General features: G+C 41.0%; 13 protein-coding genes. 4 read left to right on the forward strand and 9 right to left on the reverse strand.

The genetic code is table 11. The features are described from left to right. Position 1 precedes the first annotated feature (1 nt). Positions 2 to 595, forward strand: a complete 594-nt coding sequence (locus DQW11_RS07990; protein ID WP_113923529.1) for a gluconate 2-dehydrogenase subunit 3 family protein — start codon at positions 2 to 4, stop codon at positions 593 to 595. Between the two features lie 241 nt (positions 596 to 836). Here the strand turns inward: DQW11_RS07990 and DQW11_RS07995 are convergent, their stop codons facing one another. From DQW11_RS07995 to DQW11_RS08015, 5 genes are all read right to left on the reverse strand, one after another. Further along, positions 837 to 1,991 (reverse strand): hypothetical protein, encoded by a 1,155-nt coding sequence (locus DQW11_RS07995; RefSeq protein WP_113923530.1) that lies wholly within the window; start codon positions 1,989 to 1,991, stop codon positions 837 to 839. A 218-nt stretch (positions 1,992 to 2,209) separates the two neighbouring features. Further along, positions 2,210 to 2,449, reverse strand: coding sequence for a hypothetical protein (locus tag DQW11_RS08000; protein WP_113923531.1), 240 nt, complete (start codon positions 2,447 to 2,449; stop codon positions 2,210 to 2,212). A 507-nt stretch (positions 2,450 to 2,956) separates the two neighbouring features. Beyond that, entirely contained in the window at positions 2,957 to 3,730 is a 774-nt protein-coding gene (locus DQW11_RS08005) for a hypothetical protein (RefSeq protein WP_113923532.1), read from the reverse strand. Positions 3,731 to 4,140: 410 nt separating this feature from the next. Beyond that, positions 4,141 to 5,661 carry a P-loop NTPase family protein gene (locus DQW11_RS08010; protein WP_113923533.1) on the reverse strand — a complete coding sequence of 507 codons (1,521 nt, stop codon included), beginning with the start codon at positions 5,659 to 5,661 and terminating at the stop codon, positions 4,141 to 4,143. Positions 5,662 to 5,664: 3 nt separating this feature from the next. After that, positions 5,665 to 6,765 (reverse strand): vWA domain-containing protein, encoded by a 1,101-nt coding sequence (locus DQW11_RS08015; protein ID WP_113923534.1) that lies wholly within the window; start codon positions 6,763 to 6,765, stop codon positions 5,665 to 5,667. A 233-nt stretch (positions 6,766 to 6,998) separates the two neighbouring features. Here DQW11_RS08015 and DQW11_RS08020 point away from each other — a divergent pair, with 233 nt between their 5' ends. The 3 genes from DQW11_RS08020 to DQW11_RS08030 all read left to right on the forward strand — a co-directional run bounded on the left by DQW11_RS08020 (position 6,999) and on the right by DQW11_RS08030 (position 8,677). After that, a complete protein-coding gene (locus tag DQW11_RS08020; protein ID WP_113923535.1) occupies positions 6,999 to 8,072 on the forward strand; it encodes an AI-2E family transporter in 1,074 nt (357 codons plus the stop codon). A 139-nt stretch (positions 8,073 to 8,211) separates the two neighbouring features. After that, on the forward strand, positions 8,212 to 8,418 hold the full coding sequence (locus DQW11_RS08025; protein ID WP_113923717.1) for a hypothetical protein: 207 nt from the start codon (positions 8,212 to 8,214) through the stop codon (positions 8,416 to 8,418). Then, positions 8,405 to 8,677 carry an acylphosphatase gene (locus DQW11_RS08030; RefSeq protein WP_198669869.1) on the forward strand — a complete coding sequence of 91 codons (273 nt, stop codon included), beginning with the start codon at positions 8,405 to 8,407 and terminating at the stop codon, positions 8,675 to 8,677. The genes DQW11_RS08025 and DQW11_RS08030 overlap by 14 nt, the downstream gene beginning before the upstream one ends. A gap of 50 nt (positions 8,678 to 8,727) precedes the next feature. Here DQW11_RS08030 and DQW11_RS08035 read toward each other — a convergent pair whose 3' ends face one another. From DQW11_RS08035 to DQW11_RS08050, 4 genes are all read right to left on the reverse strand, one after another. Continuing rightward, positions 8,728 to 9,966, reverse strand: coding sequence for a serine hydrolase (locus tag DQW11_RS08035; protein ID WP_113923536.1), 1,239 nt, complete (start codon positions 9,964 to 9,966; stop codon positions 8,728 to 8,730). 75 nt (positions 9,967 to 10,041) lie between these two features. Next, complete coding sequence (locus tag DQW11_RS08040) at positions 10,042 to 11,106, reverse strand: aminotransferase class I/II-fold pyridoxal phosphate-dependent enzyme (RefSeq protein WP_113923537.1); 1,065 nt, start codon at positions 11,104 to 11,106, stop codon at positions 10,042 to 10,044. A 118-nt stretch (positions 11,107 to 11,224) separates the two neighbouring features. Further along, a complete protein-coding gene (locus DQW11_RS08045; protein ID WP_113923538.1) occupies positions 11,225 to 13,489 on the reverse strand; it encodes an ATP-binding protein in 2,265 nt (754 codons plus the stop codon). Beyond that, positions 13,479 to 14,078, reverse strand: coding sequence for a biliverdin-producing heme oxygenase (locus DQW11_RS08050; RefSeq protein WP_157966069.1), 600 nt, complete (start codon positions 14,076 to 14,078; stop codon positions 13,479 to 13,481). Before DQW11_RS08050 ends, DQW11_RS08045 begins: the two co-directional genes overlap by 11 nt. Position 14,079 lies beyond the last annotated feature (1 nt).

Raw genomic sequence — 14,079 nt, forward strand, 5'->3', positions numbered from 1 at the left:
CATGAACAGACGAGACGCACTTAGAAAAACAGCCCTTTTGGCGGGTTCAGCCGCCGCTGCGCCGACACTCCTTTCCCTGCTTCAATCCTGCGCAAAGCAGGACAGGCTGACTTGGCAACCGGTCTTTTTGAATGAAGATCAGGCGAGGTTTATCTCCTCATTTGTGGATACTATCCTGCCAAAAACCGAAACACCGGGTGCTTTGGATGTGAAGACAGATATCTTTATGGACCTGGTCTTTGCCAAAACCTACAACAAAGAAGCACAGGATAAATTGGTGGCGGATATTGAGAAGTTCAATGCGGACTGCAAGTCGACCTATGGCGATGTCTTTGCCAACCTGAGTACGGAAGACAAAACCGCCTGCCTCAAAGCCGCAGAAGCAAGTTCCCCGAAGTTCAATCCAAAAGTATGGGGAACGGCCGTCGGGAAGCAAGAACCTGTAGGTTTCTACCGCTCGCTAAAGTCCATGGCCATGTGGGGATACTTCTCCTCGGAGGAAATCGGCAAAAATGTCCTTAGCTACGATCCCATCCCGGGGGAATTCCTTGGATGCATCCCTCTTTCCGATGTGGGAAATACCTGGAGTCTATAAAAAAGAAAAACCGTCGAAAGGCGGTTTTTTTGTTTGTTAAAAGTGGGGCGTAGCCCCCAAATCTTCGTAGCGAATGGAAATGTTATATGAACGCAAGGGGCGTAGCCCTGAGATTGTTCATTCATTTGTTTTTGCCTTAGGTTTTAAGATTTCAGGGCTACGCCCCTCTTGGGTCCTTTGTTATTGGTTATTAAGAAGATTAGTGGGCTACGCCCTCTTTGTCTATCCGAAATGATTTTTGCTAGAACTTATTGGGGTGATATTTTTTTAAGGTCTCAGACCATTTCATTTCAAGTTCTTGTTCTGATAATTTTGTGATGAGGCAAATGGTTGTGACTAGATTTTTATATTCCATTGTATCGGCCAACAACAATTGCAGTAAACCTTGATCTCCACTATGGCCATGGACAAGTTCACAAATCGCCGCACCGGCAGGATATGCTGTTTGGTATCCATTGTACCTTTCGGATTGGGATATCACAGACTTGAAATTTATTGTTTCTGAACGCTCTTCCAGGTCTATGGCCAATTTGTTCATTAGGCTTTCATATTCTTCCATATTCTCTTTCGTACCGAGGAACTGTGCAAGCCCCTCCTCAACCACAAAATTCCTTTTGGGATTTGAAGGCAGCAGTTTGTGAATAAACTCATGAGGGTAAAATTCACTCCCCTTTGCGGTCAAAATCATTCCTTCTCTGGCTTTTCCGGAGGTTATTCCGACGAAATAATAATCAAAGTTCTCTAGTAAGCCCATGTCATCAATGCTGCTTGTGATGTAAAACTTAAATGACTCCTCATAACCGGGATTAAATCTGCGGATAATCTCCTCGCAAAAACTTTTTGCCCGTTCTGCTTCCTGTATATCAAATTCATGGGTGGGAGGAAATATATAGTCAATATAACCGAGTTTTTTGGAGCTCCAGCCTTTTGATAATTCGACAATCAGGTTTTCCAAAACCCAGGATTCACCTTCTTTAACGGCATTCAGTTTTTGAATACACCAAACTTTGGATCCTGCATACTTGGGGTCAGTCGTTGCCGAAGAGAATAAAACCCTGATCTGATATTTTTTTCCAATCGGTTCCACTGACAGTACAAAAGGTGAAAAATATTGGAACAAACTGTTGGCATCCATTCCCCCCTGAAAAATACTTATTCTGCTAAAGTCAAAGTCTTTGTAAAGGGCCTTTTCCTTTTTGTTCCAATAAGGATTGTCGTAAATAGAGTCCGGTTTGGACCTATAATAGTTCTCATAGAGCTTGATTATTGATCTTATTTCTTCGGATGTCGTGTCCACCCTTGAACTTATCAATAGGCTTATTGGATCGGTATTATCTTGCGCAAAAAGCGGGTAGAATCCGCCAAGAAAAATAATTGTCAGTAGGATGTTTTTCATTGGTCAATAAAATAAATGTACCGTTTCGCCTTTGCCAATAAATTGTGTATAGGTAGATTTTTTATTCGCCGATATAGGCTGTTGATTTGGAAATTTATTTTCGAATCCCGATTTCTTTTCAAACTCTATTTGCCACCTAAAAAGCCGGATGCAAGGAAAAAACCCTACGGAAAACACTGAGCCCCATGTTTTCTCTGGTGCCGAAATGAGGCCCTTCTTTAGTCTATAATTCCGCTTATTTGTTGAAAAACAAATTCAGTTGTCAGGCTGTCTTGTTTGATTTCAAACTTTAAATCTTCAAGTTCAGCACCACTATAACCTCTTCCTTTACTTTTTATAATTCCTTCAATTCCTTTATCCATGCCCTTTAAAGTAAGGATGATTTTGGCGCAAAGACCGTATCCTTGGATGTGGGCATGAATGTATTGAGAATTATTTTTTTCTTGATAAGAATCCATCCAATATGTCAGTTTAGACTTGTCGACTTTTGCCAATTGATTAACTATTTCATCTTTATATTCCTTAGTGTCAGGTGAATAATTCTCGAAAATGGTGTTTGTATTTTTACATTAAGGTTTATCACAAGAAGCAACTAAAGTTAAAAACCCAAAAGCGATAAGGGTTTGGAAAATAATTTTTGTCATAATAAAAATTTTTAAAATAATGACTGTTGGTACATCAAGATTTCTTGCTCACAAATATCCCAATCATTCTATACTTAACAATACTTCTCTTTTTCTCCAACCTTTAAACTTAGTTTTTTTTAGTTAATTATCCAATGCCTCTTTCAGACTAATTAATGATTTGGAAATTCCTGTCCCAATCCTGCAGGAATTCTATAAATCCGAACAATTCAAAAAAATAACCCTCCCGATCAAGCAGGAGGGTCATTCGCATTGATTAGCTGTGTGTATTGGATTATTTAATGTCCATTTCAAAAGCTTAGGTCTCGGACCCTACTAGCCTCATTTAACTACGTTAAATATAAGATTCCATTCAAAAGTGAAATTCTGTGAAGGAGCTTCCCCTCTGATGAGAATGGTATGTTTACCAATTTTCAATTTCTTCAACATCAAGAAATAACCATCAATAACAGCTTCTTGTGGTTGTCCGGTCACACATGGATCAAAGCATCCTGCCAAATCCGGATTTCCTGTAAAGGTAAATAAACCTGAACTCAGCCTATATTTCAATACCTCATCGATCTCATTACCATCAACAAACACTTCAACTGTTTCCAAAGGATCAATATATGGCTTTGCAGTTTCTTTTAAAAAATCCTCTAAACTTTGTCCCTCAGCAGGTTCAAATTCAAATTCGGCTGGACATGGGTAATCATTGACCACAAGTATGGGTGAAAGAAGCACATATTGATCTTTGTTAATGGTATATTCCTCAGGAGTAGTTTCCGAGGTCAACGAGAAGGGTGCTACCACGTTGTCACTTAGGCTAACCATTTTTGATAGCAACACCTCCTCACAATCATAGGTGTATATTTTTCTCCCAAATTCTGTTGCCCAATACTCAATACTTTTTCCATAAACCTGAGCAGTTTTAGGAAATACGAGTGAGTTGTTTATCCGAAGGGTAGGATCTGTTTCTTCAACTGTTTCGGTCGTAGTCGGTTCTTCAATTACGACGGCAGGTTCGGTAAATTCATCCGTTTGGCAGGATGTAAACAAAAACATTAAAACCAGACCAATGCCCGGTACATTTTGGAAAGAAAAATAAGTTTTCATTTGGCTTAAATTTAATAGTTATACCTACTCTGTTGGAGGATTTTCGGTAAGTTCCTTTTGAATTTAAATGCGGCAAAGAATAATAATGGAATGGACGCTACTCTTAAATACCCGGTACTTTAAAAATTTCAAATGGACAAAAGCTTGGGAATTAGTAATGCGTAATTAGAAAGTTTAGATAAACCGTTCTGTTGGTCACTGTAAAGGGAGGAATAATCAGATAATACTACTAGTTGGCTACTCTAAAAGAAATCCGAAGTAAAAATTGAATATCTAATTTAATGAAAATAAATATCAAATATCGTGATTGGTATTTTTTTTTGAATTTCTTGCACTATGTGATAAAAAAATAACCCCCCCGATAGCTCAGGAGGGTCATTTGCATTGATTAGCTGTGTGTATTGGAATATTTAATTGTCTTCATCAAAATCCTCGTCCCCGGGTGTCCCCATGTCAAACATTGAGCTGAACAGGTCCTTGAACTGCATCCCGGTGTCGAGCATTTTTTTGCTGAGTTGGCTGTATTCTGCCAATCCATGAAGTGCAAACTCCATGAAGAATTCCTTTTCTCTTTCGGGTAATGCTTTCACCTGTTTGGTCACGATGCTTTCGAGCCCCGGAACCTGATGAAGGAGTGTCTTGTATTCTTTGTCGCTTTGCGAAGCCAATAAATCGAGGGTATTTCCTTCTCCAAACCATGACAGCGGCAGGGTGTACAGGTTATCGGTTTTCTCTTTTTTCTTTTGCTCGGGAGAAGGGAAGAAATCTGTGAATAAGGTCCGGATGGCTTTGCCGATCAGGGTATAAGCTACCAGTCCTGCGCCTTCCTGTTCGCCTTCATAGACGAGTTCCACCTTGCCTGTGATGGCAGGAATGACGCCAATCAGGTCCGATATCCTGACAACCGTATTTTCCTCATTATTCATATAAATCCTTCTTTCTGCAGCGGAAATGAGGTTTTCATAAGCCGAGATAGTCAGTCGGGCTGATACACCGCTTTTCTCATCCACATATTCACTCTTTCTCGCCTCCACGGCAATCTGCTCGATGAGGTCTTTCATCAGCATCGGCACATGGATTTTGTCCAAGGGCTTTCCGTCCAGTTTTGCTTCCTGTGCGGTAATTCTTTTGCCGATCTCAATGCTCTTGGGATAATGCGTGATGATCTGACTTTCGATCCTATCCTTCAGCGGAGTGACTATCGAACCTCGGTTGGTATAGTCCTCCGGATTGGCGGTAAACACAAACTGAATATCAAGCGGCAACCTCAATTTGAATCCTCGGATCTGAATATCTCCTTCCTGCAGGATATTGAACAGTGCCACCTGTATCCTTGCCTGAAGATCTGGAAGTTCGTTGATGACAAAGATAGAACGGTGAGAGCGGGGTACGAGTCCATAGTGGATGACGCGCTCATCGTTGTAGGAAAGCTTCATCGTCGCGGCTTTGATCGGATCCACATCCCCGATAAGGTCAGCTACCGATACGTCAGGCGTTGCAAGTTTTTCGGTATATCGATCATCCCGATGCCACCATGAGATGGGCGTATGGTCTCCTTTGTGCTGTATGAGTTCTTTGGAAAAAGTCGTAAGCGGCGCAAAGGGATCATCATTCAGTTCAGAACCTTCGACTATCGGAATATACTCATCCAACAAATGTGTCATCTGCCTCGCAATCCTGGTTTTGGCCTGACCACGTAGACCTAGCAAGTTGATATTGTGACGGGAAAGGATTGCCCGCTCGATGTCAGGAATGACTGTATCTTCATATCCCCAAATGCCTTCGAAAACGTTTTCTTTGTTTTTGATCTTGTGGATCAGGTTTTGGCGGAGTTCTTCTTTGATGGATTTGGATTGGTATCCGGCGGCTTTGAGTTCGCCTATGGTTTTTATTTTTAAAAGGTCTTTTCCTGCTAGTTTGCTGTAATCCATGTGTTAAAATTTTTTGGTTCGGTTTCTTTTATAATCTTCAAAAATCAGGTCTCCAAGACCTTTGAGGCTACTGTAATAGGCATTTCCGTTGTTGACTTTGGTAAATTCCTTGACAAATTCCTTCAGGTAAGGATCCGAAGCAATCATAAATGTAGTGACAGGAATCTTCAGCTTGCGGCATTGTGCGGCGAGTTTCAGGGTTTCATTGAGAATTTTGCTGTCGATGCCAAAGGCGTTTTTATAGTATTTGATTCCGACTTTGAGACAGGTGGGCTTGCCGTCGGTAATCATAAATATCTGTTTGTTGGGATTCTTTCTCCTCCTCAATAAGTCCATTGCCAATTCCAATCCTGCGACGGTATTGGTATGGTAAGGACCGACCTGAAGGTAGGGCAGATCTTTGATCTCGATTTGCCAAGCGTCATTGCCAAAGACGATGATGTCGAGGGTATCTTTTGGATAACGGGTTTTGATGAGTTCGGCGAGTGCCATGGCGACTTTTTTGGCGGGCGTGATTCTGTCCTCGCCATACAAAATCATGGAATGCGAAATGTCGATCATCAGCACGGTGGAAGTCTGGGAGCGGAATTCATTCTCGACAACTTCCAAGTCATCTTCGGTCAAAAGATAATCTCCTCCAAAACCGTGGTTTACCTGTGCATTTCTGATCGAATCGGTAAGTGCTATTTGATCAAGGTTGTCCCCAAAAGTGTATGGCCTTCGGTCAGTTCCTTTCTCTTCGCCCTGACCTGAATGAGTGGTGCGGTGTTGGCCGCTTTTGCCGCGTTTGAGTTTGCCGAAGATTTCTTCCAACGCACTTTTTCTGATGGTTTGCTCGGCTTTGGAAGTGATCTTGAATTCTCCTTTTTGATTTTCCTCAGTGAGGTAGCCCTTGGTTTTGAGGTCTTCTATAAAATCACCGATGCCGTAACCCGGATTGGTCATGTTGTAGCGCTTGTCGAGGTTGGTCAACCAAGACAATGCCTCTGCAACATCCCCGCCGGTCATAGTCACGAGCTGGAGGAAAATATTGAGCAGGTTTTCGAAGGTATTTTTCTCCGGATCGTTGGGCGGGACGTATTGTGTAAATCGAAATCCTTTCATAGCAAAGTCATAACACAATCAAGGCAAAGCTGGTTTGGATTCGGGAAAAAATAATTGGGTAGGGGTTTTGGTTAAGGGTTATTAGGTTAGTGGTTATTGAGGTTGAAATGGTTTTGACCTATAAAAATTTGGCAAAGATGGAATTTTATCCAAATTTTATTTCTAAATAATGCCATCCCATTGCCAAAGGACACTTACCTTAGATTCTGAAACCCAAACACTCAGCAACTTATATGGAAAAGAACTTGCCTCAATCCAACCAAAAAATCAAGATCAATCCTGTTGTCTATCATTCTCTGCAACTGCTTGCGCTAGGTCTGTTATTGGTTTGGTGTTTTTACATTTTGGAGCCATTTATCACACCTTTGGTTTGGGCAGCGGTTTTGGCGACGACATTTTACCCTCTACATGTCAGGCTTTCACGCAGGTTGAAGGGAAAAAATGCGCTTTCCGCCACCGTCATTGCTCTCACGCTGCTGATGCTGATCATCGGACCGGGAGTGTGGTTGCTGATCGCTACTGCGGATGAGTTCAAGGAGTTGGTCGATGCCTACCGAAGCAATGACCTGCATGTGCCTCCTCCTGCCGACAAGGTGGCAGAATGGCCGATAATCGGGAAAAAGATCTATGGCCTGTGGGCTGAGGCTTCGGCAAGTCTTTCGCAAACCCTGACCAATCACCAAGATGAAATCAAACCCTATTTGCTGAAGTTTTTGGATCTGTTGAAGAGCAGTGCAAAGGGATTGCTGTTGTTTTCATTGTCCATCGGCATCAGCGGGGTGATGCTCGCCTATGCCAAGGAGGGCACACAAATGCTCAAGACGATTTTCACCAAACTTGCAGGAAAAATGGGTGAGGATATGGCCGAAAGTGCGGAAGTGACGATTCGGAACGTGGTCAAAGGAATATTAGGAGTGGCTTTGATCCAATCCATCTTTGCCGGTTTAGGCCTAGTCGTCGCCGGGATACCCTTTGCAGGAGTTTGGATTTTAATCTGCCTAATCTTGTCTATTGTACAGATCGGTATACTTCCGGTTTCTATCGGGACGATCATCTATATCTGGGGCACAGCAGACAGCCTGACAGCGAGTTTGTTTACCGTATGGATGCTGGTGGCAGGTTTGTTGGACAATTTTCTCAAGCCGATCTTATTGGGAAAAGGCGCACCTGCACCTATGGCCATTGTGTTTATGGGCGCCATAGGGGGGTTTATATTTTCCGGATTTATCGGGCTTTTTACGGGAGCCATCATATTGACACTTGGATACAAACTTGCCGCAGGCTGGCTTGCAGCCGAAAGTGAATAAGCCCAGCCCTGAATGTCACAGGGCTAACAGACCTATTCCATCCCCAATCCCGCAAGGATTGTCTTTCTGATTTGGATTGAAAGCAGATGCAACAATCGGTTTTGATTTTTTGTTATCAGGTTATAAAATATTGATAGCCATGAAAAACTACCTCTTTCCTGTTTATTTGGTAACCGCGGTTTTGATCGTCTATGTGACAGCCATTCAGGTCAACCTTGCCACTTCTTTGATATTGTTTGTATTTTCCTTTTCGCCGGCCTTGGTTCTTTGGATGGTGTATAGGGTACTTACTGCGGATGTAGAAGTAACTTCGACTTTCGAAGAAAAATGGTATGAAGATCAATAAGCAAATCAAAGTTTCAGGCCGGGTTCAGGGAGTTTTCTTTCGGAAAAGTACCCAACAAAAAGCCTTGGAGCTTGGGATTAAAGGTTGGGTTAAAAATGAGCCTGATGGGTCCGTCCTGGTAGAAATCGAAGGTAATCTTTCTGCTATGATGGAAATGGAAGAATGGCTGAAACATGGACCGCCATTGGCCAAAGTTGAGTTTCTTGAAATAACAGATGGTGAAGTTCTCAACCATGCAGATTTTTTAATTGTAAGGTAAGTTGCTGTCAATCCCCTCTGCGAAGGTCAGCGAAATCGGCGGGAGAGTATTTATTTGTAACTGAACCTGAATGGCGAAAGGTCAGGGACGTTTTCTTTTTTTCTTTTTAATTCCAATTGGTACAAATATTCCCCAAGCTCGGCAAAGAACGGAAAGCCGATGGAATCGTACTCATAGACATCGTCATTGAGGGTTTCATCGGCATTGGTATAAATCACCGCCGATACAAAAAACTCTGTTCCCGTCTCATAATCCACAAAATACGAACCGTCCAAAAGATGCCCATAGGCATTTCCTGTTTTGTTGAAAATCCTGAATCTCTCAGGAATCGGGTTTTTGTCCGTTCCGAATTTGAAAAACTTGGAATAGCTGTCGTAAAATTCAGGCAATTCATATTTGGGATAGTCACTTTCCAGAGGCAACATCGACATATATTTCAAGACAAATTCCCTATCTGCCTCACTGATCTGAAACCTTTGCTCAGGAGAAAATTTTTCAGGGAATATTATCCTTTGGACGACACCATGAAGGTCTGAAAGCGCAAACTTATTTTTGAAGGTAAAATCCATCGGCGTATTTACCAGTTGGCCATTGCTGTAGTAAGCCTTTCCGATGCTTGGATGGTCAATGTTGGCGTAGATTTCTGATGTTTCCCTTTCCGGGATTTCCTTTAAAATATTTCCCGCACTATCCACAAAACGAATTGGGTTGAAATGCCTGTTTTCCACCTCACTCATCGGCATACTTAGACGATGGTTGATGAGGGTGTGTGCCAATCCCTTTTCTTTGAGCTTGGTATTGATATAATCCTGACCCAACAGCTCATACAACCTGTTGTATGCATCATTGTCACTGACGAGGAGGATTTTTTTGATGTATTGAGCGATGTTCGGCAGGTTGTTTTCAGCCGAACTGTCCGCCAAAGCGGGAATCTGAGAAGGTCTTACCGAATCGGTAAGCATTATGGTATTTGCAGAAAGTCCGGCTAGATTTTGCTCAGCCAACCATTCCAAAGCCAAAATCGCAATTGGAAGCTTAACCGTGCTGGCGGGATAAAAATAAACCTGATCATCGAGACCCACATTGAAGTCCCTGAAAACAGGATTGCCTAAAGAATCCCGGTCGACCTGTGTATACAGAATCTGTGCTTTGTAAATCTCAGGATGCTCCAAAACCTGACGGAGAACAGGATAGCTTTCCGGAATATCTGCAAATGGAACAGGTTCTTTTTGGGAACAGGAGATCAGCAGGATTCCGAATAGGAAAAGCAAAACAGGTTTTTGTAACATGCGCGTCAAATTTGGCTATTTGACTTCAAGTAAGCCATATTCATTTTTTTACCCAAACAACAGATTCAAAAATCTTCAAATAAGACTTGTAATGGCCTTGTGGAGGATGAGGATATCCGACTCATCGTGACAGCCCGAAACCACGATCCTGTTTGCAAAGGGATCAGTAGGCTTTGGATAGGGAAAAGAGGAAACTATAATTCCTGCCTCTTCAAGCACGGAAACCCAATTTTGATCGGGAAAGGAAAAAACCGGAAAATCACCGGATTGCTGAAGCGAGGAATGTTCTCCCAATAGATTTTTGAAAAGGCTTAAATTGGATCGGGATTTTTCTTTTTGTTTTTGGAAAAGATGCTGTCCCTGAAGGAATGCATATAAAAATCCCGGTGAAGGAGGAGAGGAAGCCCGAAAAATCGGCATTTGGGATATTCCTGAAATGGTTTTTTCATTCGCCAAAATAATTCCGGCAGGAAGGGAAAGTCCTTTTCCCAAGGAACCTGAGATGACCAAATTTATAGGCAGGGTTTTCCATTGGCTGTAAGTACCAAAGATATCTTCGCCCAAAACTCCAAAGGCATGGCTGTCGTCGATGAGTAAAGTATAATGGTGCCGAGAAGGCAGTTTCCTGATCCAATCAAAATCATGGACAGCTGGCTTCAGCGGATCAACGGCATTGGCTAGAATAAGAATATTGGAGGTAGGAAGCCGCTCACAGGTTTCTTTGCAATAGCCGATCCAATAGTCAAAATTTGGGTCTGGGAAGGGGTGAAGCCCCTCTGCCAAAACCGCGGGATGTGTATCAGGAGCAATAAAAATCTGGTGGGCATCTTTCCTCAAATAACTGATGGCGGCAGTTCCGGCCAAGAATCCGCTGCTCAAAACCAGGGATTTTTCAGCTTTTGCCTTTTCTGCAAAAAAAACCTCAAACTGCTCATAGACAGACAATCGGACATTATTGACCCGACTGAGGCCGTGGCTGATGCCGTATTTGGAGATCCCTTCGATGACCAGTTTTTCAAAATCCCCGACACTTCCCATTCCCAAATACGCCGTTCCGCTAAAATACAGGAATTCCCTTCCTTCGTGGAATACCGTTCTGCCGATTTTGGAGTGTAGGTCAAAAGGTTTTTGGAGGGTCATGGGGTTGGGATATGTGGGTTACCGGGGGATTATGAGGAAGGGAATCCTTTTGCCTGACTTTTTTTTGAGATGCTGTCTGTCTTTGTAAATCAAATTTTTAACTCAAAATCGACTGATTTTATACGGGGAAATAGACCGAAAAAATTGCACCCTCACCCTCAACGCCATGTGCTTCAATGTAACCTCCGTGAAGTTCGGCTATTTTTTTACAAATGAATAAGCCAATACCTGTACCCATGAATTCTGCCTGACTATTTAAGCGTTGAAATATTTTAAATACCTTTTCTTTATAGACGGCATCAAACCCTATTCCATTATCTTTTACAATAATTTTATGAAATATTTGTGATTCAAATTCAATTTTGTTGCTGGTCACAATTTCACTGGAAATGCTAATTACGGGCGTTACTTCAGGCCGGGTAAATTTAATTGAATTGCTGATTAGGTTTAAAAACAGTTGCCTTAATTGAAAATTAATTCCGTACACAGAAGGTAAATTTTTTAATTCTATGGAAATATTTTTTTCTTCAATATTTTCTTTAAAATCTAACAAAATATCTTGGATGATTGTGTTTAGATCCACAGTATCAAGCTGTTTTTCTTCATTCACAACTTTGGAATAAGTGAGCAGATCATTAATTAATGTTTGCATTTTATTTGCAGAATTCTGCATTCGGAGAATGTTTTGTTTCACAGAATCAGGTATCAAGGCTCCATCTTTTTCAAGGATGATGGAACCATACATCTGAATTTTCCTTAAAGGCTCCTTCAAATCGTGGGTACTTATCCAATTCATATTGGCAAGTTCATCATTTGATTTTTGCAATTTCTCATTGAGTGTTACATACCTTTTTTCCTCTGCCATTAAATCCGCCAAATGCAATTGACGTTGAATAGAAACTGATATTGCAGCGGCCTCCTTAAGTTCTGGAGTTTTCCATTCTGAACTGCTTAGCTTCACAGTCTCTTTCCAAACCTCAAATGATTTACGTGGTGAAAGCATTGAATTTTCATCATTTTTCTCAATGGCCTTAGAGGGGTTGCCTGCCCAAAAAATACTTTTCTCCATTTCTCTTCTTGTCCATACAATACAATTTTTATCACTTAGGGGTAAATACACTACACCCGCAATGGCATTTGAAATTTGTTTTGCACCGGCAAAATGTCGGTGCAATTGATGGGTGGAAAAATTTTGGGAACCCTTTTCTAATTTTAGCCAAACAATTAAATCCTCAATTTCAGGCTCACTTGGCAGCAACCCTTCGACATAATTTGTTTCATTAAAATGAAGAATGACTCCATCAGCATTTATTAAATCTTTTAGTTTTACGAGGATACTTTTATCCGTAATATTATTTTGATTTTTGATCAAAAGATTCTGTAAATCAACTATTTTCCTTTCCGTTTCTTTAGCAAGCTCAAATTCATCTGCTGTCTGTCTTACATCTATCTGTGATGAAAGAAATATGCCCTGTAAATGTGCTGAAAGTCTGATATAATATGGAATGTGCTTGGCGCTGTTATGGTGACAAGAAATTAAACCCCATAATTTGCCATGATGAATTAGTGAAATTACAAAAGTGGCACCCACTTTCATATTCTTTAAATACTGCAGGTGGATTGGCGAAACACTTCTTAAATTTGCCACGCTCAGATCGAGATTTTTATTTTTGTTTGAACCCTCACTAATGGTAAAAATAGGTACTGGTGTATAAGAAACATCTACCAACATTCTTACCAAATTGCGCAGATAAAGCGCCCTGGCCTGTACAGGAATATCCGTATGGGGATAGTGTAAATTTAAAAAAGGATCAAGGTTTTCGTTTTTACTTTCTGCATATACCTCTCCATTGTACTCTTTGTCAAAGCGGTAAATCATTACCCTGTCATAACCGGTAATGCTTCGGGTTTCATCAGCAATATCCTGGCAAAGACTTTGAAGATTATCTGCACGCTCAGTATAATATGCAAATCGTTTCATTTGGATAAAAATGTCCGGCAGTTCCATTTTTTCTTCTGAAAAAATTTCAAATTCCAATACGATTACTTCATTGGAAGCGTGTGCTGTTACATGAAAACTTTTTTCCCCAAAATTCATCACAAAAGGTTTTGCAAGTTCTTGCGATGCATTGTTAAACTGTTGTTCAATATTGATAACATCTTTTTTGTCAAAAATGTCCTCAAGTTTTATCCCCAATAACTCTACGTGTGTTTTATTTAAAAATTCAAAACAGTTTTCACTGCAATATGCAATTGTAAAATCAACAACAGTGACTGCAAGTAAAAACCCGTGCGGCTGAATACTGCCCGGTATGTGAATGGGCTCACTTTCGCAGTTTGTAATGGATACCACATCCTCATTTATGATACTTTCAATGCTCATATGTTGTAAAGGTTAGAGGGTTGTCATTAAGTAAACCATCTATTATTTTAAAAGTAATAATGGCACCTGCTATTATTTGCTTTTCCTCGAGCGCCGATGGCGGCAGTGCAGTCAGCTGCTGTAAAAATTCCTTCCACATACTGCCTGTTTTCTGTTTGTATGCAGAAAAATAGGCCGAGTTCACAAACCCGGAAGAAAGATTTTTTTGAAGGTGTTTTAAAATTATTTGACCTCCGAGCGTTGAGCCTTCCAATACATACAAGGCGCCTGCCGCACTGTAAATATCAGGATATGTTTCTCTAAAAAAGGATTCTGATGGAGAAGTATTTTTATTGGAGGCGACACCATAATTGCCCAAATCTTCTTCGATAAATTGGGCTTTTTTACGCTCGCTCACATTTTTAAAATGAAGAGGCAATATTGGATAAATGAATTGCTCAAAACCTTTGACAAAGCCGTATAATCGAATCAGATAATTATGGTAAATATTTTCATCAACGTGATCACTCAATAAAGCCAACGACAAATTATTTGTTTCAAGCTGTTTATGACAATCAGCTGTAAGAGCTCTTAAATTTTGTATAAACACC

Source organism: Cognataquiflexum aquatile, from assembly GCF_003316845.1.
GTDB lineage: Bacteria > Bacteroidota > Bacteroidia > Cytophagales > Cyclobacteriaceae > Cognataquiflexum > Cognataquiflexum aquatile.